The sequence below is a fragment of the Nocardia cerradoensis NBRC 101014 genome (assembly GCF_000308535.1).
GTDB classification, from domain to species: Bacteria; Actinomycetota; Actinomycetes; order Mycobacteriales; family Mycobacteriaceae; genus Nocardia; species Nocardia cerradoensis.
Window position 1 is genome coordinate 40,257 of record NZ_BAFW01000048.1, and the last position, 25,418, is coordinate 65,674.

General features: G+C 67.7%; 27 protein-coding genes. 19 read left to right on the forward strand and 8 right to left on the reverse strand.

Annotation, left to right across the window (positions count from 1 at the left end; translation table 11 throughout):
* Positions 1-94 precede the first annotated feature (94 nt).
* Positions 95-742: a class I SAM-dependent methyltransferase gene (locus tag ON23_RS06045; RefSeq protein WP_039776852.1), complete on the forward strand. Its 648-nt coding sequence runs from the start codon at positions 95-97 to the stop codon at positions 740-742.
* Here the strand turns inward: ON23_RS06045 and ON23_RS06050 are convergent.
* Both ON23_RS06050 and ON23_RS06055 read right to left on the reverse strand, forming a co-directional pair.
* Entirely contained in the window at positions 714-1,676 is a 963-nt protein-coding gene (locus tag ON23_RS06050; protein ID WP_244969802.1) for an MBL fold metallo-hydrolase, read from the reverse strand. The two genes, ON23_RS06045 and ON23_RS06050, sit on opposite strands and share 29 nt — an antisense overlap.
* A gap of 22 nt (positions 1,677-1,698) precedes the next feature.
* Positions 1,699-2,145, reverse strand: coding sequence for a MarR family winged helix-turn-helix transcriptional regulator (locus ON23_RS06055; protein WP_063821226.1), 447 nt, complete (start codon positions 2,143-2,145; stop codon positions 1,699-1,701).
* Between the two features lie 91 nt (positions 2,146-2,236).
* Between ON23_RS06055 and ON23_RS06060 the strand changes: the two genes are divergently transcribed.
* Positions 2,237-3,181 (forward strand): phosphotransferase, encoded by a 945-nt coding sequence (locus ON23_RS06060; RefSeq protein ID WP_039776854.1) that lies wholly within the window; start codon positions 2,237-2,239, stop codon positions 3,179-3,181.
* Positions 3,182-3,184: 3 nt separating this feature from the next.
* Here ON23_RS06060 and ON23_RS06065 read toward each other — a convergent pair whose 3' ends face one another.
* Positions 3,185-3,751: a YbhB/YbcL family Raf kinase inhibitor-like protein gene (locus ON23_RS06065; protein WP_039776855.1), complete on the reverse strand. Its 567-nt coding sequence runs from the start codon at positions 3,749-3,751 to the stop codon at positions 3,185-3,187.
* Between the two features lie 71 nt (positions 3,752-3,822).
* Here ON23_RS06065 and ON23_RS06070 point away from each other — a divergent pair, with 71 nt between their 5' ends.
* The 11 genes from ON23_RS06070 to ON23_RS06120 all read left to right on the forward strand — a co-directional run bounded on the left by ON23_RS06070 (position 3,823) and on the right by ON23_RS06120 (position 14,101).
* Positions 3,823-4,131 carry a methyltransferase family protein gene (locus tag ON23_RS06070; RefSeq protein ID WP_051042089.1) on the forward strand — a complete coding sequence of 103 codons (309 nt, stop codon included), beginning with the start codon at positions 3,823-3,825 and terminating at the stop codon, positions 4,129-4,131.
* 70 nt (positions 4,132-4,201) lie between these two features.
* Positions 4,202-5,290, forward strand: a complete 1,089-nt coding sequence (locus ON23_RS06075; protein WP_039776856.1) for a calcium:cation antiporter — start codon at positions 4,202-4,204, stop codon at positions 5,288-5,290.
* A gap of 277 nt (positions 5,291-5,567) precedes the next feature.
* Positions 5,568-6,413, forward strand: coding sequence for an ABC transporter permease (locus ON23_RS06080; protein ID WP_039776857.1), 846 nt, complete (start codon positions 5,568-5,570; stop codon positions 6,411-6,413).
* Position 6,414: 1 nt separating this feature from the next.
* Entirely contained in the window at positions 6,415-7,281 is an 867-nt protein-coding gene (locus ON23_RS06085; RefSeq protein ID WP_039776858.1) for an ABC transporter permease, read from the forward strand.
* A gap of 5 nt (positions 7,282-7,286) precedes the next feature.
* Positions 7,287-8,312 carry an MlaD family protein gene (locus tag ON23_RS06090; protein WP_083903725.1) on the forward strand — a complete coding sequence of 342 codons (1,026 nt, stop codon included), beginning with the start codon at positions 7,287-7,289 and terminating at the stop codon, positions 8,310-8,312.
* On the forward strand, positions 8,309-9,307 hold the full coding sequence (locus ON23_RS06095) for an MlaD family protein (protein WP_039776860.1): 999 nt from the start codon (positions 8,309-8,311) through the stop codon (positions 9,305-9,307). The genes ON23_RS06090 and ON23_RS06095 overlap by 4 nt, the downstream gene beginning before the upstream one ends.
* Positions 9,295-10,341, forward strand: a complete 1,047-nt coding sequence (locus ON23_RS06100; RefSeq protein WP_039776861.1) for an MCE family protein — start codon at positions 9,295-9,297, stop codon at positions 10,339-10,341. The genes ON23_RS06095 and ON23_RS06100 overlap by 13 nt, the downstream gene beginning before the upstream one ends.
* On the forward strand, positions 10,341-11,426 hold the full coding sequence (locus tag ON23_RS06105; protein WP_039776890.1) for an MlaD family protein: 1,086 nt from the start codon (positions 10,341-10,343) through the stop codon (positions 11,424-11,426). The genes ON23_RS06100 and ON23_RS06105 overlap by 1 nt, the downstream gene beginning before the upstream one ends.
* Positions 11,423-12,484: an MlaD family protein gene (locus ON23_RS06110; RefSeq protein ID WP_083903726.1), complete on the forward strand. Its 1,062-nt coding sequence runs from the start codon at positions 11,423-11,425 to the stop codon at positions 12,482-12,484. Before ON23_RS06105 ends, ON23_RS06110 begins: the two co-directional genes overlap by 4 nt.
* Complete coding sequence (locus ON23_RS06115; RefSeq protein ID WP_039776862.1) at positions 12,481-13,437, forward strand: MlaD family protein; 957 nt, start codon at positions 12,481-12,483, stop codon at positions 13,435-13,437. Before ON23_RS06110 ends, ON23_RS06115 begins: the two co-directional genes overlap by 4 nt.
* Positions 13,438-13,459: 22 nt before the next feature.
* Complete coding sequence (locus ON23_RS06120; RefSeq protein WP_039776863.1) at positions 13,460-14,101, forward strand: hypothetical protein; 642 nt, start codon at positions 13,460-13,462, stop codon at positions 14,099-14,101.
* 6 nt (positions 14,102-14,107) lie between these two features.
* On the opposite strand, the gene ON23_RS06125 is transcribed toward ON23_RS06120, so the two are convergent.
* A complete protein-coding gene (locus ON23_RS06125) occupies positions 14,108-14,587 on the reverse strand; it encodes a carboxymuconolactone decarboxylase family protein (RefSeq protein ID WP_039776864.1) in 480 nt (159 codons plus the stop codon).
* Complete coding sequence (locus tag ON23_RS06130; RefSeq protein ID WP_051042105.1) at positions 14,584-15,678, reverse strand: NAD(P)H-dependent amine dehydrogenase family protein; 1,095 nt, start codon at positions 15,676-15,678, stop codon at positions 14,584-14,586. Before ON23_RS06130 ends, ON23_RS06125 begins: the two co-directional genes overlap by 4 nt.
* Positions 15,679-15,840: 162 nt before the next feature.
* On the opposite strand from ON23_RS06130, the gene ON23_RS39135 reads away from it, so the two are divergent.
* Positions 15,841-16,092 carry a DUF6412 domain-containing protein gene (locus ON23_RS39135; RefSeq protein ID WP_245555912.1) on the forward strand — a complete coding sequence of 84 codons (252 nt, stop codon included), beginning with the start codon at positions 15,841-15,843 and terminating at the stop codon, positions 16,090-16,092.
* 113 nt (positions 16,093-16,205) lie between these two features.
* Positions 16,206-17,039: a membrane protein insertase YidC gene (gene yidC / locus ON23_RS06135; protein ID WP_051042091.1), complete on the forward strand. Its 834-nt coding sequence runs from the start codon at positions 16,206-16,208 to the stop codon at positions 17,037-17,039.
* On the opposite strand, the gene ctaD is transcribed toward yidC, so the two are convergent.
* Positions 17,036-18,781, reverse strand: coding sequence for an aa3-type cytochrome oxidase subunit I (ctaD, locus tag ON23_RS06140; protein WP_083903727.1), 1,746 nt, complete (start codon positions 18,779-18,781; stop codon positions 17,036-17,038). The two genes, yidC and ctaD, sit on opposite strands and share 4 nt — an antisense overlap.
* 337 nt (positions 18,782-19,118) lie before the next feature.
* On the opposite strand from ctaD, the gene ON23_RS06145 reads away from it, so the two are divergent.
* Both ON23_RS06145 and ON23_RS06150 read left to right on the forward strand, forming a co-directional pair.
* The gene (locus tag ON23_RS06145; protein ID WP_039776865.1) at positions 19,119-21,668 is read left to right on the forward strand and encodes an ATP-dependent Clp protease ATP-binding subunit; all 2,550 of its coding nucleotides are present in this window, start codon (positions 19,119-19,121) and stop codon (positions 21,666-21,668) included.
* A gap of 14 nt (positions 21,669-21,682) precedes the next feature.
* Positions 21,683-22,093 carry a DUF1801 domain-containing protein gene (locus ON23_RS06150; protein WP_210743554.1) on the forward strand — a complete coding sequence of 137 codons (411 nt, stop codon included), beginning with the start codon at positions 21,683-21,685 and terminating at the stop codon, positions 22,091-22,093.
* 51 nt (positions 22,094-22,144) lie between these two features.
* Here ON23_RS06150 and ON23_RS06155 read toward each other — a convergent pair whose 3' ends face one another.
* On the reverse strand, positions 22,145-22,861 hold the full coding sequence (locus ON23_RS06155; protein ID WP_051042093.1) for a TetR/AcrR family transcriptional regulator: 717 nt from the start codon (positions 22,859-22,861) through the stop codon (positions 22,145-22,147).
* A 113-nt stretch (positions 22,862-22,974) separates the two neighbouring features.
* On the opposite strand from ON23_RS06155, the gene ON23_RS06160 reads away from it, so the two are divergent.
* Together ON23_RS06160 and ON23_RS06165 are read left to right on the forward strand one after the other, a co-directional pair.
* Positions 22,975-23,745, forward strand: a complete 771-nt coding sequence (locus tag ON23_RS06160; RefSeq protein ID WP_036498754.1) for an SDR family NAD(P)-dependent oxidoreductase — start codon at positions 22,975-22,977, stop codon at positions 23,743-23,745.
* 104 nt (positions 23,746-23,849) lie between these two features.
* Positions 23,850-24,332, forward strand: a complete 483-nt coding sequence (locus ON23_RS06165) for a nuclear transport factor 2 family protein (protein ID WP_039776897.1) — start codon at positions 23,850-23,852, stop codon at positions 24,330-24,332.
* Positions 24,333-24,344: 12 nt separating this feature from the next.
* On the opposite strand, the gene ON23_RS06170 is transcribed toward ON23_RS06165, so the two are convergent.
* Complete coding sequence (locus ON23_RS06170) at positions 24,345-25,412, reverse strand: AraC family transcriptional regulator (protein WP_223273645.1); 1,068 nt, start codon at positions 25,410-25,412, stop codon at positions 24,345-24,347.
* Positions 25,413-25,418: the final 6 nt, after the last annotated feature.

The window sequence follows — 25,418 nt, forward strand, 5'->3', positions numbered from 1 at the left end:
CAGAGTAGGCCGCCGGCCGGGCCGGGCGGTGGATCCGCGCCGCAGGCGAGCCGCGCGCCGCTGCGGGGCACTCCGGATCGGTAGCATGCGTGGCATGAATTCCCTTGTCACGCGCGCAATGTCCACGGTCGCCGCGCAGCTGGGCAATCCGCACGGGGTGCTGGGCAAGGTGGTCGCGCCGATGCTGAACCGAGCCAATCGCTTCGCCATCGACGCCGCGGCCGAGGCGGCCGAGGTGGGTGCGGGGCAGGCCGCGGCCGATATCGGGTTCGGTGGCGGGGTGGGACTGTCGATCCTGCTGCGCGAGGTCGGCGATGCCGGGACCGTGCACGGTGTGGAGATCTCTCCGGATATGTCGGCTCGAGCCCGTGCGCGCTTCACCCGTGACATCGGCACCGGCCGGCTGCGGATCGTCGAGGGTGGACTCACCGAGCTACCGCTGGCCTCGGCGAGCCTGGACGCGGTGATCACGGTGAATACCGTCTATTTCGTCGATGATCTGGACCGGGCCGGCGCGGAGTTGGCGCGCGTGCTGCGTCCGGGCGGGCGGGTGGTGGTCGGTATCGGTGATCCGGCGGCGATGGCGAGGATGCCGTTCACCGCGCACGGTTTCCGGTTGCGGCCGGTCGACGACGTATCGGATGCGCTGGAACGAGCCGGGCTGGCGGTCGAACACCGGCGGATCGACCGGCAGCCGATTCCGGCTCATCTGCTCATCGGCCGCCGGGTGCGCGAGGACTGAGCAGCGGCAGGGCGACCACGTCGATCGCGCGACTGACGGCGCCGATCTCGTCGGGCACCGAGGCCAGGGCGATATCGACGGTGAAGCCCATCGGCGCGTCGAGCGGCCGGAGGAAATCGTCGTAGTGCATGGGCACCACCGTGGTGGGGCGCAGCCGGGTCAGGATTCGGCGCCAGTAATCCGGTGTCACCGACCGTCCGGCCACTCCGGCGAGGAAGATGTCGACATCGCGATGCCGGATCGCCTCGTCGACGAGGTCGGCGCTGCCCTGGTGGTAGATCTCGACACCGGCCACCGCGATGTGGATACCCCAGGTCTGTCCACAGCCGTAGGCCATCGGCGCCAGCGCGGCCAGGGATTCGCAACTGGTGTCGCCGGGGGACGGAATCCGGGTGCCGAAGGGGATCTTCGAATGCACGCTCGGTACGAAGGTCACCGTGAAGGGCCCGAGTTCGTAGCGGCGGTAGGGTTCCACCTCCACACCGCGCGCACCGAGCCCGTGCAGCTCCATGAGGTTGCGCACCGATCGTGAGCCGTAGACCGCGCAGCCGAAGCGGCGCGCGAGCTCGGGTGCGTCCAAGGCGTGATCCCAATGGCCGTGTCCGACAACGATTCCCGCCACGTCTTCGAGGGCCGGCAGGAAGCGGTCGATCGACGCGGGATCGGGAAGTGCGGTGCGACGGCGTACCACCGTCGACAGCGGCACCCGGGTGAGGAACGGATCGACGAGCAGCGTCACGCCTTCGTAGGTCATCCGGTATCCGGCGGTGCCCAGCCATTCGATCTCCAGACCGGCCGGCAGCGTGAGCGGCCGGGCCTCGAGCTCGCGCAACGCCTGCGCGTCCGCACGGTCGCCCGCGCTCTTGTTCAGGAAGTAGCGGGCATAGCCGGCGGTGTGCCGAAGCGGATCGAGCACCGTCGAGAGAGTGGACATCGGTCCATTGTGCGCGACCGGGTCAAGGCCGGTCGTCGGCGAGCACCTTGTGCAGGGCGGTGGCGAGGGCGCCGAGTTCGTCGGCGGCCAGACCGGCGAAATGCTGATCGACGACCGCATGGTGATGCGGGGTGGCCTCGTGCAACCGCTGCCGCCCGGCCGCGGTGATGGCGACATACGCCGATCGGCCGTCCGCGGGATTGGTTTCGCGGGTGACCAGGCCGCGCGCCTCCAATTCGGTGACCAGCCGGCTCACCCGGGTGCGGCTGAGCACCATGGTCTCGCCGAGGTCGCTCATCCGCAGGCGGGTGGTGCCCGCGAGTTCGACGAGCATGTCGTACCAGCTGGCGGGCATGCCGTGGCCCCGGCGCAGCGCGGCATCCAGTTCCGGGCGCAGGTCGACGTACACCCGCTGCAGCGCCCGCCACACCTGGACCGAGGCGGGTACTGAGCTCCCGGATTCCGGCACGCCGCCGATCTTAGACGGCCGCCACCCCGCCCGTCCGGGCGCGGATCGCCGGGCGCCGATAACCGCTGGACACCGGTTCTACGATGCGGACATGGATATGCGCGCGAGCGTGGAACTTCCTTCCGATTGGCAGGCCCGGGTACGCGGCGCTCTCGCGGACTCACCCCGGCCGGAGTTGGCCGACGGTGCACTGCGCTTGCTGGGTGCGGGTTTGGACAGCGTTGCGCTCCAATTGGATTCGGCGCGGGATGCCTACGTGTTGCGCCTGCCGCAGGATCCGCACGGGGCGGAAGGGATCGCCCGCGAGGCCGGGCTGCTTCCGGAATTGGCCCCGCTGCTGCCGGTGCCGATTCCGCAATTCCTGTTCACCGCGCCGAATCCGCTGGGGCCGGGGAAGTTCTGCGTGTATCCGCTCGTGCCGGGCGAATCGCTCGACGAAGCGGACTGGGCCGAGCGGGGGCTGCTGCGCCCCGATACGGCACGCACGATCGCGCAGCTGATCGAACGGATCCACTCGTTTCCGGTGGACCGCGCCCGGGACTTCGGTGTCGAGGTCACGGATATGCGCGGTGATTTCGCTGCGGATCTGAAGTCCGTTCGTGCCGAAGTGCTTCCGTTGCTGGACGCGGCCGAGGCCGCGGCGCTGTCCGGTGCGTGGCAGCGATATCTCGACGACGACGCCAACTTCGACTTCGAACCGACGCTCATCCATGCCGATATGAGCCTGGATCATCTGTTGATCAGTGACGGCACGATCAGCGGCCTGATCGACTTCGGCGATGTGGAGATCGGTGACCCCGACTACGACCTCTGCTACCTGTACCCGGAGGCGGGGCACGAGTTCGTGCGCGAGATTCAGCGGTGTCGCGCACGGGATCTCGGACCCGTCACCGAGAACAAACTGCGCTTCTGGGCGTGTGCCGATCCCGCGCTCGACGTGCTGGACGCTGTCGAACAGGGCCGGACGGACTTTCGCGAACAGCGACTGACGGTCCTGCGGCAGGCGCTGCGCGGCAATCTGCCCCTGAGCCACTGAGCCTCAGGGGCGTTCGTAGAAGCCGTCGATCCGCGCCCGGCCCACCGCCTGTGCGGCCGCCAGCACCTCCCGGGGTTTCGCACTCTCGAGCGGTTTCCCCGCGGCGGTGGTGAGGGGCGCGCCCAGGGCGAACAACTCGAAGACGTATCGGTGCGGTCCGTGTCCCTTGATCGGTGCGGGGCCCAGGTACCCGCGGCCGAATCCGGACCGCAGTATCCGTACACCCGCTTCGTCGGTATCGGCGCGTAACGCGTTGCGGGACAGGCTCCGCACCGACGGATCGAGCAACGCGACGCAGTGTACGAACGGCTTCCGCATCGGAGCGTCGGGATCCTCGACCACCAGCAGATAGCCCGCCGAGGCGTCGGGCGCGCCGCTCCAGCTCAAGGCGGGAGACTCGTCGGCGCCACCGATCCGGTGCGAGGCGTGCCGGATGTCGAGCGTGGCCTCCGGTTCGAAGTCCGGACTCGTGAGTCGAAAAACGGTGTCGCCGAGCAGGTTCGGCTGATTCCAGGCCAGTTCCGATTCACCGGCGCGGCGATGGGCGAGCAGCTTGCCGAGAATGCTCATCGGTTCTCCTTCTCCGACCGAGGTGGAAGTAGCCGCCGCGCCGCCGGTCGCAGGAGCGGGCGGGCGAAGTGATGGGTTTCTACCGTGGCATCGAATTCCAGGGGCGGAACCCGTACCACCATCATGATTGTCGTCGCGGCATCGATCGGGGGCCGTACCACTGGGTGCGCCACCCCTCCTACACCGGAGTTCTGTTGCTCACCACGGGTTTCGGCGTCGCGGCTGGCAACTGGATCTCGCTGCTGCTCCTGATCGTCGTGCCCACCTTGGCGTTTCTGCGCCGGATCGACGTGGAAGAGGCGGCGATGGTCGAAACCCTCGGCCGTTCCTACGAGGACTATCGCGCCCGCAGCAGGCGGCTCGTCCCCGGCGTCTGGTAGCCCGTTACATCGTTCGGGCCAATGGAGGCACATCTCTCCTTTTGGTCGATTTGTCCGATTTGCCGGGACAATGGTGATCATGAAGTATGCGTTGACCCGACACTGGACGACCGTTGTTCCACCCCTGGCCGCCGCGGTGCTGGCAATCGCATGGTTCACCCATCCCACCGGAGCGGCGGCGGTACTCGTGGCGCTGGCGCTCGCGGGTGCGGTCCTGGCGGCGGTGCAGCATGCCGAGGTGGTGGCGCATCGCGTCGGGGAGCCGTTCGGCTCACTGGTGCTGGCGATCGCGGTCACGGTGATCGAGGTCGGGCTGATCGTCACCCTGATGGTCTCCGGCGGGCAGGATGCCTCGACGCTCGCCCGCGACACCGTCTTCGCCGCGGTCATGATCACCTGCAACGGTATCTTCGGCCTGTCGCTGCTGGTCGAGGCGTTGCGCCGGCGCGTGGCGGTCTTCAACGCCGAGGGCGCGGGCGCTGCCCTGGCCACGGTCGCGACCCTGGCGACCTTGAGCCTGGTGTTGCCGACCTTCACCACCAGTAAGCCGGGACCGGAATTCTCCGGTTCGCAGCTGGCCTTCGCGGCGGGCATGTCACTACTGCTCTACGGATTGTTCGTCATGGTGCAGACCGTGCGGCATCGCGACGACTTCCTCCCGGTCGAGGCGACCGAGATCGACGAGCACGAGGTCCGCCCGGCCGCTCGCACCGCGGCACTGTCGCTCGCGCTGATGGTCCTCGCGCTGATCTGCGTGGTCGGCCTCGCGAAGATGGTCTCGCCCTCGATCGAGCGCGGGGTCGCCGCCGCGGGACTGCCGCGCTCGGCGGTCGGTGTGGTGATCGCCCTGCTGGTGCTGCTGCCCGAAACGATCGCAGCGGTGCGCGCGGCCCGCCGCGATCGGGTGCAGGTCAGTCTGAATCTGGCGCTCGGTTCGGCGATGGCCAGCATCGGTCTCACCATTCCGGCGATCGCCCTGGCGTCGATCTGGCTCGATGGGCCGTTGACCCTCGGCCTCGGCGCCACCCAGATGGTGTTGCTGGCGTTGACCGTCGGCGCGGGTGTGCTCACAGTTGTCCCGGGTCGCGCCACTCCGTTGCAAGGTGGTGTTCACCTGGTGTTGCTGGCCGGATTCGTCTTTCTCGCGGCGAGTCCGTAACGGCGAATCGTTGTGGCCGGCCACACGTGACGCGGGTCATAGCGATAGCAGATCAGTGCTGATAACAGGTTTCAGAACACTCGTTCACTTAATAAAACATGCACGTGAGCTGGATTTCTTACCGTCCTTCGAGCCGGTCTCGGAGCGGTCACCCTCACACCGTGATCAGCTTTACTGTAACTAGTTGTAACCGATAGCTTCGTGTTGGCAGTGTTGCCGATCACGGAGAGACGATTGTGAAATTCGAGCCACACCGCCCGGACCCGGCCCGCCGCTCATGGCGCCGGTGACCCGGGCTTCCTCGGGCGCGTCCGCTGTTCGTATCGTTCGCAAGAATTTCTCGGACACCGTCGTGTCCGCACTGCGAACCTTCGGCAGGGCAGTGGATATCGCCCGGGAATCGGTGACCGGCACGACCACCGACATCGTCCGGCGCGAATTCCAGTGGCGTGAAGCGATTCTGCAGGCGTGGCGGCTGGTGACCGTGACCGCGATCCCCGCGATCCTGATCGCCATCCCGTTCGGCGTGATCGTCTCGGTGCAGGTCGGCAACCTCATCCACACCCTGGGCGCGGATTCGCTGCTCGGCGCGACCGGTGGGCTCGGCGTGATCAAACAGGGCGCACCGCTGGCCACCGGCTTCCTGCTCGGCGGCGCGGGCGCCGCCGCGATCGCCGCCGATCTGGGCGCCCGCACCATCCGCGAGGAGATCGACGCGCTCAACACCATGGGCATCTCGCCGATCCACCGGCTGGTGATCCCGCGGCTGGTGGCGATGATCCTCGTCGCGCCGCTGCTGAACATCCTCATCATCTTCGTCGGCATCGTCGCCGGCTATGCGGTGGCCGTCGGCGGGCAGAACGTGACGCCCGGAAGTTATTGGGCCACTTTCGGATCCTTCACCACCGTCGCCGACGTGTGGGTCTCGCTGCTCAAGGCCGTGCTGTTCGGATTCCTGGTGGTGATCATCGCCTGTCAGCGCGGACTGGAGGCCAAGGGTGGTCCGCGCGGGGTGGCCGATGCCGTGAACGCGGCCGTGGTGCTGTCGGTGGTGTCGATCGCCATCGTCAATCTCGGCGTGACCCAGGTGGTCGAGATGTTCCTGCCGACGAGGCTGGTCTGACGTGGCGATTTCGACCTATATGCCCAAGGGGCTCAGCCGCTTCGTGCGCTTCTACCGCCGCCGCGGCCTGCTCCTGGCGCGCGTCGAGGGACTGGGCTTCGTCCTGGCCTTCATCTGGCAGGTGCTGTCGTCGATTCCCTTGACGCTCAGGCGATATCGCGACGAGACGCTGCGCATCATCTCCGATATGACGTGGGGGCGCGGGTCGGTGATCGTCGGCGGCGGCACGGTGCCGATGATGATCGTGCTCGGCCTGGTGATGGGCGCCTCGGTGGCCGTCGAATCCTTCACCATGCTCAACATTCTGGGAATGGGTCCCGTGTCGGGCATCGTCTCGGCCTACGCCACCACCCGCGAGCTGGCGCCGATCGTGGCCGCCATCGGATTCGCCGCCCAGGCCGGCTGCCGCATGACCGCCGAGATCGGCTCGATGCGCATCTCGGAGGAGATCGACGCGATCGAGGCGCTGGGCCTGCGGTCGGTCCCGTTCGTGGTGACCACTCGGGTGATCGCCGGCGCCATCTCGATCGTGCCGACCTTCCTGATCGGGCTGATCCTGTCGTATCTGGCCTGCCGCGGGCTCATCACACTGGTCCACGGCCAGTCCGCCGGTGTCTACGACCACTACTTCTTCCAGTTCGTTTCCGGATTCGACGTGATCGCCGCGGTGCTCAAGGTGGCGATCTTCGCGACCGTCGTGATCCTCATCCACAGCTATTACGGCTTCTTCGCCACCGGCGGGCCCGAGGGTGTCGGCATCGCGTCCGGCCGCGCGGTGCGTGCGTCGTCGGTCGCGATCGTGGCCATCGACATGGTGCTGACGCTGACGCTCTGGGGTTTCAACGCGTCGATCGACTTCACGGGGTAGTACAGGTGCCGAATTACGGAATGCCCGGAGTGGCGGTGGACAAGCGGCGCTCGCTGCTCGTCGGTGGGGTGGCGATCGCGGTCGTGGCCGCCGTCGCGATCGCCTCGCTGGCCTATCGCGGGCTGCGCTCCGACGACAGTCTGCGCATCGCCCTGCACACCGAGCAGATCGGTGACGGCGTGCTGGCCGGCACGCCGGTGCGGGTGGACGGTGTGCAGGTCGGCGAGGTCGCGGCGATCGTGCCCGCCGACGGCGGTACCCAGCGAATCAGCCTGCGACTGGACCGATCTCAGCTGCACGGCATCGACGACAGCCTGCGGGTGGACTACGCGCCGGTGAATCTGTTCGGCATCAGCGAGATCGAACTGCGGCCCGGCGCCGGCGGCGCCCCGTTGCGCGGCGGATCGACGATCGAACTGACCGGACAGCACGCCGACGCGGTCTACGACGCGACCATGGGTGGTCTGCTGCGCGGGCTCTCGCAGACCGGCAACGCTCTGCTGACTCCGCAGATGGCCACGGTGATCGCTCAGGTCTCCAACGACGTACGCGGTTTCACGCCGCTGGCCCAGGCCCTGATCTCGGTGGCGCAGACCATCACCGACAACCAGAAGATGCCCAGTTCCGAACTGGTCGGACGGCTCGGCCCGGCCTTCGACGGCGGCGGGCGTTTCGCGGGCGCGACGATCCAGGTGCTCGATCTGCTGCGCAATATTCCACGGCTGCAGGATCATCGAAGCTCCTACGACGCCGGAACCTCGGCGCTGACCGGTTCGGTGCTGCCCGCGCTGGCCGGTCTGGGCGCACGTGCCGGATCCGAATTATCCGGCACCACAGACACTCTGGCGCCGATGCTCGCGGTGCCGGCGCGGCTGGTACCGCATCCGCAGCAATCCGGCGCAGATCTCGCCGAACTCGTGCGCCGCCTGCGCGCCGGCCTGCACGACACCCCGGACGGCCCGGTGCTCGACACGGAAATCGACGTGCGCGGCGTGCCGGTGCTGGCACCGCTGCTGGGAGGAATCCGATGAAGGTCGGCGCCGCCGCCTGGCGGCTGGGTCTGTTCGCCGTGGTGATGATCGTCGTGCTGTCGGTGGTGTTCACCGCGATCAAGCGGCCCGTCGCCGGCGACACCGAGACGCATCAGGCGCTGTTCACCGATGCCAACGGGCTCAAGGTGGGCGACGACGTGCGCCAGTTCGGTGTGCAGGTCGGCAAGGTCGACGACATCTCGCTCGACGGCGCTCTGGCGCGAGTCCGGTTGTCGCTGAAGACCGATACGCCGATCTTCGACGATTCGAAGCTCGCCATCCGCTATCAGAATCTCACCGGTCAGCGCTACATCGATCTGCAGCAGCAGCCGAAGCCGGGGACGCGGCTGCCGGCCGGCCGCACGATCGGCGTCGACCACACCGTGCCGTCGTTCGATGTGACGAGCATGTTCAACGGCCTGAAACCGGTGCTGGCCACCATTTCCCCGGACGCGATCAACCAGTTCAGCGCCAGCATGGTCGCGCTGATCGAGGGCGACGGCAGCAACGTCGAACCGGTGCTGGCCGCGATCGGCCGGCTCGCCTCCTACGTGGACAACCGCCAGCAGGTGATCGGCGCCCTCATCCACAACATGTCCGATCTGTCGCAGCGCGTCGGCGGGCGGGTGCACTACCTGGTGCCGCTGCTGGCCCGGCTGACCGACATCTTCGAGTCCCTGCAGACCAATATCGGCGGGCTGGCGCAGTTCGCGATGGCCGCGCCGTCGGTGCTGGGACCGTTGGACAGCCTGTTCGACGCGCTCGGCCTGCAGTCCGGCACCGATGTCGACGCGCTCATCCGGCGGCTGTTCCCCGACCCGAAAGAGGCCGTGGACGTCTTCGGCAGGTTGCCGGCCCTGCTCGGCGGTCTGGACGCGGCCACACCGAAGCCGGTGGCGGGCTGGAAACCGCAGTGCTCCAAGGGAAATGCTGAACTGCCGCAGGTGGTGCGGGTGCTCGTCGCGGGACAGCAGGTGGCGATATGCAACAGCTGAATCGGTTCGGGTCCGGCCTGTTCCGGCCGCGCGATCGGCGCGTCGCGGACGCGGCGACCACCCGCCGCCGCGAAATCCGGCTCGGTATCGTCGGCGTCGCGCTCGTCGTGGTCTGCGCGGCCGCCGCGGGCATCCTGTACGTGGTGCCGTTCGGCAAGAAGACCTACAGCGCCGAACTGTCCGAAGCGCAGTCGGTGAAGGTCGGCGACGATATTCGCGTCGCCGGTATCCCGGTCGGCAAGGTGGAATCGCTGGAGTTGCATCCGGATCGGGTGCGGATGCGGTTCACCGTCGATTCGGACGTCTTCGTCGGCGACCGGTCCACACTCGACATCCGGATGCTGACCATCGTCGGCGGCAACTACGTCGCGCTGTTTCCCGCGGGCGATAAACCGCTGGGCGACAAGGCGATTCCGACGGATCGCGTGCGGCTGCCCTACAGTCTCGTGCAGACCTTCCAGGACGCGGCGCAACCGCTGCGGCAGATCGACGGCGACACGCTGCGCCGCAATCTCGCCGCCCTGGACACCTCGATCGAGTCCGCGCCGGATGCGCTGCGCACCACCCTGAACACGCTCGGCACCTACGTCGACGCACTCAACCGGCAGCGCACCCAGGTCACCGATGCGATCGCGGTGGCCGACGAATACGTCACCATGTACGACGGGGCCAAACACGATCTCGGGCGCTTGATGGTCAACGTCAACCAGATGGAGACGTTGCTGGTCGACAAGCGCGCCGAACTGCGTGAGGGCGTGCGGTTGCTGCGCGCGGTCATCGAGCGGGTCGCGGCCCTGGCGCCCACCTACGATTCGGCGCTGAAACCGAAACTCCAGCAGCTCGGTGACGCACTGCCGCAGCTGGAAAAGCTCGGTGGCGAACTCGAGCCGGTGATCGGCACGGTGCAGAGCCTGCAGCAGAAGTTCTCCCAGCTCGCCGGGACCGACGGGCCGGTGACCGTCGATCAGTCGGGGCAGACGGTCAGCGCACCGGCCGGCCACCTGTGTATTCCGGTACCGGGGAAGGACTGCTGATGCTGCACAAGCTGCTCGGTTCGCGGGCCTTCATGTCGATCGCCGGGACGGTGGCCGTCGTCGCGGTCGCGGTGGTCGGCTATCTCGTCGCCTTCCAGCCGCTGAAGGCGACCACGGCCTACTGCGCGATCATGCCCGAAAGCGTCGGGCTCTACCCCGGCAATCAGGTCACCATGCGCGGCATCACCGTCGGCACGGTGAAATCCGTTGCCGTGCAAGGTAATGCGGTCAAGGTCGAATTCGATGTCGACTCCGATCACCCGATCCTCGCCGACGCCGGTGCCACGACGCTGTCGGACAGCATCGTCGCCTCCCGCGAACTCGCGGTGGTCTCCGGTGGCAAGGAGACCGCACGCTGGGATCCCGCTCACTGCCTCACCAGAACTCTGACTCCCAAGAGCATCAGCGACACCCTGAACGCGCTGGCCCAGCTGTCGTCGCAGATCCAGGGTCCCGACGCCGCGCACCCCGATGCGCTCGAGCGCGGACTCACCTCGTTGAACGACGCCACGGCGGGCACCGGACCGCAGATCAACGCGCTGGTGCAGAAGCTCGGCGCCGCACTGTCCGCGCCGGACGCCGATATCGCCCATCTGGCAGGTATTTTCGATGCGTTCGCCTCGGTGTCCAAGGATGTGGAGGCGCACTGGGGTGAGCTGAAGACGATGCTCACCCGCCTGGGCCCGGTCCTGGACCAGGCCACCGAGGATCTGCTGCGGCCCGGCGCCGCGCTGTTCGACGGCCTCGGTCAGGTGCTGCCGATGCTCAACGACATCACCACCCTGTTCGGCGATCCGATCATGCGCGCCCTCGACGACACGGTCCCGCTGGTGAAATTCCTGCGCGCGAACGTGGGCTCACTGGCCCAGATGATCTCGCTGACACCGGTTCTGGCTCAGGCCGTGCACACGGTCGGCGACTCCGGGATCGGCTACGCCCCGCCGAAGGTGGCGATTGCGCAGGACCACGCCGACCAGGTGTGCGCCGCGATCGACACCCTCGCCCCCGGACGCTGCACCCCGGCCGACGGTCTGGCGAAGGTGGACATGGCGGCCCTCATATTCGGATTGGCAGGTGCGCGATGAGATTTCGGCGATTCACGCTCGGCTCGGCGATCGTCGTGGCGGCCGCGCTGCCGGCCGCCGGATGCGCGTTCGACCCCTCGTCGGTACCGGTGCCGGGAACCACGGTGTCCGGTCCGACCTACCACGTGCGCATCGAGTTCTCGAATGTGCTGAACCTGCCGGCGCGCGCCAAGATCATGGCCAACGGCGCGCAGGTCGGCACGGTCTCCGGGGTGACCGTCGTGAAACCGGGCGCCGCGGACGGCCGCGGCGGCTACGTCGTGGTCGACGCCGACATCTCGAGGTCGGTGCGCCTTCCCGCGGCCACGGTCGCCGAGCTGCGGCAGAACACGGTGCTCGGCGATATCCACGTCGCGCTGACCACCCCACCGAGCGGTTTCGCCACCCTGTTGCACGACGGGTCCACGATTCCGATGGCACAGACGAAACCGCCTGTGCAACTGGAGGACACGATGGCGCTGATCGCCGCGTTCACCCAGGGCGGTGCGGTGACCCAGCTACAGGACGTCATCGAGCAGTTCAATCGCACGCTGCCGCAGGATCCGGCGCAGACCGCCCGGATCTCGCACACCATGGCCACCGATGCCACGGATCTGGTGAACAACCTGGACAGCGTCGACGCGCTGCTCGACGGCCTGGGCACGAATGCGCAGGTGCTGCACGATATTCAGCCCGAACTCGACGATATCCTCAGCCGTACCTCGGTCGATCAGATGAACGGCATCACCGACTCCATCGTGGGCGTGACGAAGATCTTCGGTGGGCTGGGGCCGGTGGGTGCGTCGCTGACCTGGCTCGGGCCCGTGCTGCGTGATGCCGACGGGGCGGCCCAGGCGTTCGCGCCGTTGCTGCTCTCGGCCGGCCCGGTGGATCTGAGCCGGCCGTCGAATCTGCAGGCCGTCGTGGAATTGTTGCGCGACAAGCTGATTCCGTTCGTCGAGCGCGGGCCGAAGGTGAACATCGTCGGGGTGCGCTCGGACGCGTCGGCGGACGTGCCGCCCGATCAGCAGACCGACCGCATCCTGGCGACCCTGCGGATGATCGGAGTGGTGCGATGAGGTGGGGTGCGCTGACCTCGCTGGGCGGCATCGTCGCGATCACCGTCCTGGGAGCGAGCTATCTGACCTTCGGCGTCGTCCGCGCCGACCCCTTCGCCGACTACAACCGAACCACCATGGTGCTGACGGATTCCGGGGGGCTGGGGGTCGGATCGCCGGTGCTGCTCACCGGGCTCGAGGTCGGCCGGGTGACCGCCGTGCGCCATACCGCCGCGGGTGTCGAGGTCGGCATGCGGCTGGCCGCGGCCAAACGGGTGCCGGCCGACAGCACGGTGACCATCGAACATCTGTCGGCCCTCGGCGAACCGTATGTCGAATTCCGGCCCGTCTCGGGCAACGGGCCGTATCTGCACGACGGCCAGCGCCTGGAAACGTCGAATGTGCGCATGCCGCTGTCGATTCCGGACGTCGCGCGGCTGGTCACCAAGACCATGAATCAGCTCGATCCCGAGGTGGTGGGCTCGCTGGTCGCCACCGCGAGTTCCGCGCTGAACGGCACCGACGCCGCGATTCCGAATCTCACCCGATCCGGAGATCTGCTGGCGGCCGCGATCATGAGCCGCAGCCCGCGGATCGCGGATCTGCTCAACAGCTTTCAGGCCGCGGCGGCCGACATCGAGTGGGCCGGTCCGGCCACCAGTACCGCGGCGCCGGCGTTCGTGCGGTTCACCCACGCCCTGAACGATCTGGTGGCGGCGGTGGGCCGGATGGTGGACGCGCGTCCCGCCGCAAGCTACACCGAGGGCAACGGTCTGGCGCCGTTCCTGGCGAAGCTGACCGACCGGCTGGCAGAACTCGGCCCGGAGCTGAAGTCCCTGGGCCCGGCGCTCGCTCCGCTCGCGGAGGCGACCACGAATGCCGCGCCGCGCATCGACATCTCCAGCCTGATCACGCAGGCCCTCGACGATGTGGGCACCGACGGAACCGTGCGGGTGCGGATCAATGTCAAGTAGTACCACCGAGAAGGAGGACACCATGTCGGACGACACTGGTACCGAACCGAAGCGGGCAGTCGACGCGGAGGCCGAGTCCTCCGAGCCCACCACCGCCGAGCCCACCACCGCCGGGACGGGGGTGGAACCCGCGAAAGCACCTCGCACACTGTCGATCCGGCTCTCCACCGTGGTCACCGCGGCGGCCGCAGTGGTATTGATCGCGCTCGCCGCGGTTTTCGGATCGCTGTGGCTGTCGGCGCGCGGCGATCTGCACGACCGCGACGACCGGGCGGCGGCGCAGCAGCACGCCGAACAGGTCGCCACCGACTACGCGGTCGGCGCCTCGAATATCGACTACCAGAACGTCGGCGCGTGGATCGGCAAACTGAAGGCCGGCACCTCGTCGCAGCTGGCGCAGAAATTCGACGCCACCGCACCGAAACTGCAGGAGATCCTGGTCCCGCTGAAGTGGACCTCGTCGGCGACCCCGATCGCGGCCAAGGTGATGAGCACCGAGAACGGCGTCTACAAGGTCGACGTGTTCCTGAACGTCAACTCCACCAGCGCGCAGACGCCACAGGGTGCACAAACCACCGTCACCTACACGGTCGACATCGATCCGGGCAGCGGCTGGAAGGTGACCGACGTCGGCGGGATGGCCGGGGCCCTGCCAAAGCAGTAGCGGCGGTCAGTGGCCCGGCAGGACGCACACGGTGTCGAGTCCGAGCACGCGGTTGAGCCGGCCGAACGCCAGCCACGAGCCGATGCACATACTCAACTCGACGATCTCGGCCTGACTGTAGTGCGCCCGCATCCGGGTCCAGAACTCGTCGTCCAGGTTGTGGTGATCGAGTACGTAACGTTCGGCGTATTCGGCGGCCAGCCGGGTCCGATCATCGAAGGAATCGGTGGTGCGCCACTCGGTGACGGCCTGGTCGAAACCGACTTCGACCTTCTGCCCGTCGCGCTCGGTGCGCCAGTCCTGACAGAACAGGCAGCCGTTGATCTGGGCGATCCGCAGCCGCGCCGCCTCGAACTCACGCAGTCCGAGGGTGCTGTGCGAGTAGACCGCCAGCGACAACTTCGAGGCGGCGGGCCCGATGCCCGGCACCATCTCACCCCAGACGTAGCCGATCGGATCCTTCCCCTCGGGGATATCGATGTTCATTGCGGTGTCCTTTCGGATGGGTCGCTCGCGAATCTGCCGACGGCGGGGCGCAACGGGACGTCGAGGGCGTCGTAGAGACCGGGCTCGGCCGCGGCCAGCCAGTCGATGGCATTGACCAATCTGCCGACGGCAGTGGCATTTCCGCCCGCGGCGCGGTTACCGCCCTCGGTCTCGGCCTCGACGGTCACCTCGATGCGCGGATCGCCCTCCACGATGATGCGATGCGCGCCCGCACCGTCGGGCGGGCACGGCCAGTCCGGTGCACAGCCGGGATGGATGCGGGTGACGTGTTCGATCACGATGCGCGGCCGGCCGCCGACCATGCCCTGCACCTCGAACCGCACCGCGCCCTGGGTGCCCGCCTCGAAGTCGCCCATCGCCGCGGTGGTCACCGTGGTGTCGAGGGCGCGGCGGTCCAGTGTCTCGCGGATTCCGTCGAGTTCGGCGCCCAGGGCGCGTGCCATCAGCCGAATCTGCCCGCCCCACACCATGGTCGGGACGCCGGGTGCGGTCATCGGCGGTTCGTAGTCCATCGGCTGGCCCATCCCGACCAGGTAACGTACCGAATCCGGCTGGTCGTAGGTGGAATAGTCGAAGATCTCCTGGCAGCGGATCGTGTCGACCCGGTGACCCAGCCCGCTCACGAGCAACGGCAGCACGTCGTTACCCCACCCGGGGTCGATACCGGAGACGAACAGTGAGCCGCCGCCCGCCGCGATCGCCGCCCGCACCGGTTCGCGCACCTCGGCGGGGGCGTTGCGGGGATCGTAGAGCGCGTACAGCGCGGGCGTGACGACCACCGCGCCGGCGCGGATCGCGCCGACGATATCGCGCAGTGCGTCGTCGGGCCGGATATCGCCGGACGCGGCGTACACGACCGCCCGGGGATGGCGCGCCAGCAGGGCGTCGACATCGGCCGAGGCCGTGACGCCGAGGTCGTGGTCGAGTCCGGCCAGCCGGCCCGCATCGCGCCCGACCTTCGCCGGATCGTGCACCAGCACCCCGGTCAATTCCAGTTCGGGGTGTGCGTGCACGGCGCGGATCGCGGCACGGCCGACATTGCCCGTGCCCCAGACGATCGTCGAGATCATCCCACCGACACTAGCAAGCGCTTGGTTCGCTGTGGGCGTTTTGCGCGGGTCGGTCCGCGGCCCCGCGGCCGGACATGAGGTCGTCGGCTGAGCTCGGCGGGCGTGGACGTTCGGTACTCTGATCGGCATGGTGATGGGGATCCGTTCGACGGCGCTGATGCTGTGCGCCGTCGTGCTGTCCATCGTCGCCGCCACGGTTGTGCCTGCGGGCGAACCGAATTCGCTGCTGGCCGTCGGAGCCGCGGCGATTCTCGCCTTGGCGGTGGTCGCCGCCTGTTCCGGCCGGCGCCGGTCGCGGTCCACAGCGGACCTCCCGGTTCGGCACAGCAGCGGCGACGGGGATCCTTTCTCCGACAGAGCAATCCGGATACGGCGGGCCGGGTGCGGCCCAGGGCACCGGGTCACCGGAGCTGATCGCGCGTCACCACGCCGGTGCTCTCGCCGGCCGAGATGAACGCGCGGCTGCTCGGCCGACCCCGTTCACTCGCCCGTACCTTCACGGGTGCCTCGAAGTGAGGTGATATCCCATGCTCGATTTCGTGTACTACCCGGTCGCCGCCGTTCTCTGGTTGTGGCACACCGGATTCGCCATCCCGTTCGGCGCCGCGAGTGGCCTGTCCTGGGCCCTGGCGATCGTCATGCTGGTGGTGACCCTGCGCGCCGTCCTGTATCGGCCGTTCCTGGCTCAGGTCCGCTTCTCACGCACCATGGCCGTGCTGCAACCGAAGATGCGGCAGTTGCGCGCCGAATGCGGCGACGACCGCGAGCGGCTGGCCGTCGAAACCCGGAAACTGCAGCAGCAGCACAACTTCAACGTGCTCAGCGGCTGCCTGCCGGTGCTCGCGCAGTTGCTGATGTTCGTGGGACTGCTGCACGTGCTGCATTCCTTCGACCGCACCGCGGTCTCGCATGTGCCGTTCCTCGGCAGTTCCACCGCGATGACGGCGGCGCAGAACGCCGACACCGCGAATTACGTGTTCGCACCGGAACAGGTGCGGTCGTTCCTGCACGCCGATCTGTTCGGCGCGCCGCTGTCGGCGACGCTCACCTCCACCGATTCGGTCGCGTCGGTGGCCGTGGTGGCGATCCCGCTGGTGCTGATCGCGGCCGTCGCGACCCACTGCACCGCGCGGGCGTCGATCGCCCGCCAGCTCGAGACCACCGCGCAGATGCGGCTGATCAACGTGATGACGCTGTGGCTGTTTCCGCTCGGCACACTGGTCGCCGGTCTGGTGATGCCGATCGGCATTCTGGTCTACTTCGCGACGAGCAACACCTGGACCTTCGTGCAGCAGCATGTGGTCCATCGCAGGCTCGGCCCGATGGAACCCCTACCGCCGTCGGCGGTCCCGACGATCTAGGTCCTTTCCGGTGCGGCGGGCGCGGTCTCGTGCACCTCCGCATGCGGGGCGCCCCAGCCGATATGCGATTCGGCGCGCAGGCGATCGATCATGTGCGGATAGTGCAACTCGAATGCCGGTCGCTCCGAACGGATCCGGGGCAGTTCGTAGAAGTTGTGCCGCGGCGGCGGGCAGGTGGTGGCCCATTCCAGCGAATTGCCGTACCCCCACGGATCGTCCACCGTGACGACCTCGCCGTAGCGGTAGCTACGGAACACATTCCAGACGAAGGTGATCATCGAGAAGCCGAGGATGAACGAGCCGATGGTGGACACGGTATTGAGCGCGGTGAAGCCGTCGGAGGGCAGATAGTCGGCGTAGCGGCGCGGCATACCTTCGTTTCCCAGCCAGTGCTGCACCAGGAAGGTGGTGTGGAAACCCAGGAAGGTGGTCCAGAAGTGGATCTTGCCGAGCCGCTCGTCGAGCAGTCGGCCGGTCATCTTCGGGAACCAGAAGTAGATCCCGCCGAAGGTCGCGAACACGATCGTTCCGAACAACACGTAATGGAAGTGCGCCACAACGAAATACGTGTCGGTGACGTGGAAGTCCAGCGGCGGGCTGGCGAGGATGACACCCGACAGGCCGCCGAACAGGAAGGTGACCAGGAATCCCAGCGCCCACAGCATCGGCGTCTCGAATGTCAGCTGCCCCTTCCACATCGTGCCGATCCAGTTGAAGAACTTCACCCCGGTCGGCACGGCGATCATGAAGGTCATGAACGAGAAGTAGGGCAGCAGTACGGCTCCGGTGGCGAACATGTGGTGCGCCCACACCGCCACCGACAGCGCCCCGATACTCATCGTCGCGTAGACCAGCGCGGTGTAGCCGAAGACCGGTTTGCGGCTGAACACCGGGAAGATCTCGGTGACGATGCCGAAGAACGGCAGCGCGATGATGTACACCTCGGGATGGCCGAAGTACCAGAACAGATGCTGGTAGAGCAGATTGCCGCCGGTGGCCGGATCGTAGATGTGACCACCGAGGTGCCGGTCGACCATCAAGGCCATGAGCGCCGCGGTGAGGATCGGGAATGCCAGCAGGACCAGCACGCTGGTGACCACGATGTTCCAGGTGAACATCGGCATCCGGAACAGGGTCATCCCGGGTGCGCGCAGGACGACGACGGTGGTGAGCATGTTGACTCCGCCGAGGATGGTGCCCAGACCGGAGACGGCCAGGCCCATGATCCACATATCGCAGCCCACGCCGGGGGAGTGCACGATATCCGAGAGCGGGGTGTAGGCGGTCCAGCCGAAGTCCGCGGCGCCGCCCGGGGTGACGAATCCCGCGGTGGCCATGGAGGCGCCCAGGAGGTAGAGCCAGTAGCTGAGCGCGTTCAGTCGCGGGAAGGCCACATCGGGCGCGCCGATCTGCAACGGCAGGATGCAGTTGGCGAAGCCGAACACGATGGGTGTGGCATAGAACAGCAACATGATCGTGCCGTGCATCGTGAACAGCTGATTGAACTGTTCCGGCGAGAGGAACTGCAGGCCCGGGCGAGCGAGCTCGGCCCGCATCAGCAGCGCCATCAGTCCGCCGATGAGGAAGAACGCCATCGAGCTGACGATGTACATGACGCCGAGCAACTTGGGATCGGTCGTCGTGACGATCGTCCAGATCTGGGAACCCTTCGGGGCGATCCGCCGGGGATAAGGCCTTACGGCTTCGATCTCGGCGGCGCCTCGAGACGGTGCTGTGGTCACAGTTCCTCCTCGAGCCCAACCATCTTCGAGTGTGGCACCGCGGCAAGATCAACGTGTTCGAATCCCGCCGGGCATCGGTGTGCGATCGGTGGTGATCTTCGGGACGGGCCCATGCTCCCATCGATACCCACTTCGCGACGGATGGATCGCCGGAACGTCCACGTGGATCGCTGGAAAGTAACGGATGCGTCGGCGGCCTCCCCGGAAGGGGTGGCCGAGGGTACGGTGGGACCCGACCGTTTCGGAGTGGTTCTGCGAGTGAGTGCGGCGATGCGGACCGTAGCTGTCCGTTCGCTCGCCGCTGCGACGACGAAATTCCGAGATACGAGGTGTGGACATGACCGCTGCCTGGCCCAGTTCGTTCAACTCCTTCGACGACCTGTTCAACCGCTTCTTCGGCCCCGGTATGGCCGCGCAGCCGCCGGTGCAGCGCATCGATCTGGGGCGGCTGCTCAGCGACAGCGCCAAGGAGCTGATCGCGATCGCCCGGTCGGCCGCGCAGGACTGGGGAAATCCGGAGGTCACCGCCGAACATCTGCTCTATGCCGCCACGCAGGTCGAGCCCTCGCGCGGGATCATCGGCCAGCTGGGCCTGGATCCGGACAAGGTCGCCGCGCAGATGCGCGGTGCGGCCGGTAGCGGAGAGGCCACCGCGACCGCGGGCGGTCAGGTGGTGCTCGGGCCCGGTGCCAAACTGGCCCTGCGGACCGCGCAACGCAACGCCGCCGAGGCGGGATCCAGCTACATCGGCCCCGAACATATTCTGCTCGGCATCGCCGACAATCCGGAAAGCCCTGCCGCACAGTCTCTTTCGGGTGCCAAACTGCCGGCTGCCGAGGGGCAGAAGAAGCCCACCGACACTCCGACGCTGGACGAATACGGCCGGGATCTGACCGCCGAGGCCCGCGCGGGCAAGGTCGACCCGGTCGTCGGCCGCGCCGAGGAGATCGAGCAGACCGTGGAAATCCTGTCCCGGCGGCGCAAGAACAATCCCGTGCTCATCGGCGATCCCGGAGTCGGCAAGACCGCGATCGTCGAGGGTCTGGCGCAGCGCATCGTCAACGGCGATGTGCCCAGCACGCTGGCCGATCGGCGGGTGGTGGCCCTCGATGTGGGCTCGCTGGTGGCGGGCAGCAAATATCGCGGCGAATTCGAGGAGCGGCTGACCAAGATTCTCGACGAGGTCCGCGAGCACTCCGACGAACTGGTGCTGTTCATCGACGAGTTGCACACCATCGTGGGCGCCGGGACCGGCGGCGAGGGGTCGATGGACGCCGGAAACCTGCTCAAACCGGCGCTGGCCCGCGGCGAACTCCATGCCATCGGCGCCACCACCGTCGACGAATACCGGCGCTACATCGAGAAGGACGCCGCCCTGGAGCGCCGCTTCCAGCCGGTGCTGGTCCCCGAACCGTCGGTCGCCGACACGATCGAAATCCTGCGCGGACTCAGCGACGTCTACGAGGAACACCATCAGGTGCACTACGAGGACGAGGCGTTGGTTGCCGCGGCCGAGCTCTCGGACCGCTACATCACCGATCGGTTCATGCCCGACAAGGCGATCGATCTGATCGACCAGGCCGGCGCCCGGGTCCGGTTGCGCACCCGCATGCCGGGCCCGGATCTGCGTGCGGCGCGGGAGGAATTGTCGCGCCTGGAACGGGAGAAGGATGCCGCCGTCGCGGGCGAGGACTACGCCCGCGCGGACGAACTCAAGGGCGAGATCTCCGCCGCCGAGGAACGGGTCGGCCACATCACCGCCGACGAGGCGCCGACGGTCACCCTCGACGACATCGCCGAGGTGGTGTCCAAGCAGACCGGAATTCCGGTGTCGGAGTTGACCGTCGAGGAACGGCAGCGCCTGCTGCAGTTGGAGGACGTGCTGCACAAGCGGGTGATCGGGCAGGACGAGGCGATCGTGGCGGTCGCGGAGGCGGTGCGCCGCGCCCGGGCCGGGATGAAGGATCCGAACCGCCCGATCGGCTCGTTCCTGTTCCTCGGCCCGACCGGTGTCGGCAAGACCGAATTGGCGAAAGCCTTGGCGGAGGCGGTATTCGGCGACGAGGACCGGCTGATCCGATTCGACATGAGCGAATTCCAGGAGAAGCACACGGTGTCCCGGCTGGTCGGCGCACCGCCCGGATACGTGGGCTACGAGGATGCCGCGCAGCTCACCGACAAGGTTCGCCGCCAACCGTATTCGGTGATCCTGTTCGACGAGGTGGAGAAGGCTCATCCGGACGTGTTCAACGTGCTGCTGCAGCTGCTCGACGACGGCCGCGTCACCGACGCCAAGGGCCGCACGGTCGATTTCAAGAACACCATCGTGATCATGACCAGCAATATCGGTTCGGATCTGATCCTGAAGGCCACCTCGGCGGAGCTCGACGCCATCACCCCGCGGCTGATGGAACGGCTGCAACAGCATTTCCGGCCGGAATTCCTCAACCGCATCGACGAGACCATCGTGTTCCACCGCCTCGATCAGGAACAATTGCGCCGCATCGTCGATCTGGTGCTCGACGGCCCCCGCCGCCGCCTGCGCGCTCAGCACATCGAGCTCGACGTCACCGACGCGGCACGGGATTGGTTGTCCGAGAACGGATATCAACCCGAATTCGGTGCCCGCCCGCTACGCCGGACGGTGCAGAAGCAGCTGGAGAACCAGGTGTCCCGGCTGGTACTCGGTGGCGAGCTGAATCCGGGCGACACCGTGCGCGTGGACGCCGACGAGTCCGGACTGATCGTCGCCGTGGTGGCCGGCTCCGGAGCCGAACGATCCCTCGACGCCTCCGCGAACGGCCAGAAACCGAAGGGGAAGAAGGCGAACGGCAAGTCGGACGCCAAGTCCGAGAAGAAGTCCGGAGCGAAATCCGGGAAGAGCTGATCCGGGAGAAGCCGGTGGTGAGTTACGTGGCCGACCCGCGCGTCGACGCCTACATCGACGCGTTACCGTCCTGGCAGCGTGACATCTGCCGCGAGGTGCGTGAACTCGTCCACGCCGCCGACCCGCAGGTGACGGAGACCGTGAAGCGCAGGGTACGACCGTATTTCGTGCTCGACGGCAACATCTGCGCGCTGCTCGCCACGAAGACGCACGTCGACGTCTTCCTCTACGACGGTGCGATCGTGCCCGATCCGGCGGGCATCATCACCGGCGGTCACGACAACACGACGGCGCGCACCGTGGCGATTCGCGAGGGGGAGAGGGTCGACGCCCCCGCGCTGTCGGCGATGCTGCGGCAGATCATCGCGAACAATCGCGCGGGCGGCTGGCGCAAGCTGAAACGCGATGCGGCACGGGCGGAGTGACCGGACCGGCTCCGGCAGAGGATGGTCGGTCCGGTACGCGTTCGGCGACCGTCAGCCCGGCGCGGCCGGATCCGCGGGGGCTTGCGCATAGACGCCGGCGGTGAGTTCGCGCATGCATCTGACCACCAGGGGAGCGGGTCCGCCGGGGCGCAGTGCGGTTTCGGTTGCGGCCGAGAGATTTTCGTCGGGCACGCCGATCTGCGATGCGCCGTCGTCGTCGGCCCATTGCTCCAGTCCGATGCGGATCGCGCCGGCGGCCGCGGCGGCCAGCGTACGCAGGCGCAGTGGATCGGTGTCCGGGGACAGTTTCGCCAGCAGCCCGAGCAGGGCGTGCTCGCCGGTGAGATTGACCCGGAACCAGACCGCGCGCAGGGCCGTATCGTCGGCCATCGCGCGCAACAGGCCGCGGGTGATGTCGAGTTCGTCGCGGTCCACCACGGTGAGGGCGCGGAGCGCGGCGGTCTCCAGTTCCGCGATGGTAGGCAACCGATCCGGTCCGTCGCCGAGGATGTCCAGCCAGCGAGACGCACCCGCCGACAGCATCGGTTCCACGGCATCCTCTTTGGTGCGGCAATAGCGATAGAAGGTGCGCAGGCCGACGCCGGAGGCGGCGGCGATCTGCTCGGCGGTGACCGCCGCGGTGCCACGCTCGGCGAACAACCGGGCGGCGGTGTGGGCGATCTCCATCCGGGTCGCCGACTTGCGCCGCTGGGCCAGGTTCGGCCGCGGCGACGCGGTGGCGGACGGGCCGGTTCTCGACTCGGGCATGAGTCACCTCCTGTCCGCACAGTCTAAGCGCGATTTGTCACTATGGCACAACGTGCCACTCAGGCGTAGTGTGTCAATCGAACGAGAAAATCGCAGTTGAGGAGAGTTTCGCAATGGAGCGTTTCGCAGATCGCCGAGTTCTGATCACCGGCGCCGGATCCGGTATCGGCCGCGCCACCGTGCATCGCATTCTGTCCGAGGGCGGCACCGTGGTGGCCGCCGACGTCAGCGAGGCGGGCCTGGCCGAAACCGCGAAACAGGCGGCCGAGAAGGGCAGCGCCGATCGGCTGACCACCGTCACGATCGACATCTCCGACGAGTCCTCGGTACAGGCCGGGGTCGCCAAGGCCGTGGAAACCCTGGGCGGGCTGGACGCGCTGGTCAACGCCGCCGGCATTCTCCGCTCGGCGCACACCCACGAGATGCCGCTGGCCGACTGGAATCGCATCATCACCACCAACCTCACCGGCACCTTCCTGATGATTCGCGAATCGCTGCCGGCGCTGCTGGACAGCGGCCGCGGTGTCATCGTGAACTTCGCCTCCACCTCCACCTACTTCGCGCACCCGTACATGGCCGCCTATGCCGCGTCGAAGGGCGGCATCATGTCCATGACCCATGCGCTGGCCTCGGAATACTCCAAGCAGAACCTGCGCGCGGTGGCCGTGGCGCCCGGCTCGATCTCGAGCGATATGACCGACGGCCGCGGCCCGGGCCTGCCCGAGGACGCCGATTTCTCGCTGTTCACCAAGCTGATGCCGATGCTCGGCCAGGGTTTCGCCTCGCCCGACACGGTCGCCGGTGTGGTGGCCATGCTCGCCTCCGACGACGGCGCCTTCATCACCGGCACCGAGGTGCGCATCGACGGCGGCACCCACGCCTGATCGGCCCGAATCGGTCCGGGCCGTCCCGGTCAACGGGAAAGCCCGGACCGAAACAGAAACCTGTTCTATTGTGCTGGCGGGGCCGATACCAGGAGGTGACCGCGATGGATCTGGTTGCGTTGGAAGAGATTCGTGCGTTGAAATACCGCTATCTGCGGACGCTGGATCTGCGGGAGTGGGACGAGTTCGCCGATACCCTCGCCGCGGACGCGGTGGCCGACTACGGCTCGCCCTCGGGCGGTAAACCGCTGCAATTCCAGGGGCGCGACGCCATCGTCGGCTATCTCAGCGGCGCGATGTCCGGCACCATGATCACCTCGCACGTGTGCAGTCACCCCGAGATCGCGGTGGACGGTGACTCCGCCTCCGGCAGTTGGTGTCTGGAGGATACGGTCATCGTCCCCGAGCACGGGATCATGATTCGCGGCGCCGCGTACTACCGCGATACCTATCGCCGCGAATCCGATGGCCGCTGGCGCATCACGAGCACCGGCTATCAGCGCAACTACGAGGCCATGATTCCGCTCTCCTCGATCCAGGGATTCACCATCACCGCCAGCCGCTGGGACCCCAGCGTCGCGCACTAGCCGACCGGCCGCTCAGGCTCGGGCGGTGCGCCGGATCGCGGTGGGAGTGCTGTCCCACCAGCGGCGCGCGCATCGGGTCAGGGTGGCCTGTTCCGCGAGGCCGAGCAGGGAGGCGATCTGGCTCATCGGCAGATCCGTCGTGGTCAGATAGCGCCGCGCCTCACTGCGGCGCACATCGTCGACGATGGCGGCGAAGGTCGTGCGCTCGGCCGCCAGGCGGCGCTGCAGGGTGCGCGGATGGATCGTCAGAAGCCTTGCCACCGAATCGATCTGCGGGGCGGTCGTGCCCAGCAACTGCTGCACGGCGGCCCGCACCCCCGGCACCGTGGAGGCGCCGGTGTCGCCGGCCTGTTCGGCCAGGAACGCCACCGCCAGCCGGCGCAGATTCGCATCGCCGCCCGCGATGGCCCGCGTCGTGAGGTTGCTGGGCAGCCGCAGCATCGCCGCCGGCCGCTCGAAGCGCACCGGGACGCCGAAGAAGTTCTCGTAGGTCGCGCGCGAACCCGGCGGGCGGTACGGCAACTCCACCGAGCGCAATCCGTACGGGCCCTCCACCAGCCGGATCAACGTGCGGTGCAGGAATCCCAGGCCCAGGTCGGTGCCCTGGACTGGTTGCGGGAATCCGGGTTCGACGCCGTAGCGCAGGGCCGTCACACCGCGGTCGCCGTAGGGGTCCGGTTCGATGGTCAGGCTCAGCGAGCGGGCGTGCACGAACAGGTAGCGCGAGGTGCACTCCAGCGCATCGGCCAGGGTGGGGGAGCTGCGGATGGCCAGCGCGAGCGGTCCCAGCATGCCGAGGTCCTGCCGGGCGGCGATCCGCAGGCCCAGATCGGGACATCGCAGCCGGTCGGCGGCGATCTCCAGCACCAGCGCCATCGCCTCGTCGGAGACCAGCAGATCGTCGGCGTCCAGGGCGGCGATCGGGTATCCGGCGGCGGTCGCGTATTCCTCCGCATTTCCCCCGAGTTCGGCCACGGTCGCGCGGAAACCGCGCAAACCGGCCGAGCGGATCACCGACATGTCGTCCAGAATCAAATACTTGTCGCGCAAAGTCAAGAATGCCGGGGAACGAACCAGCACACTGGA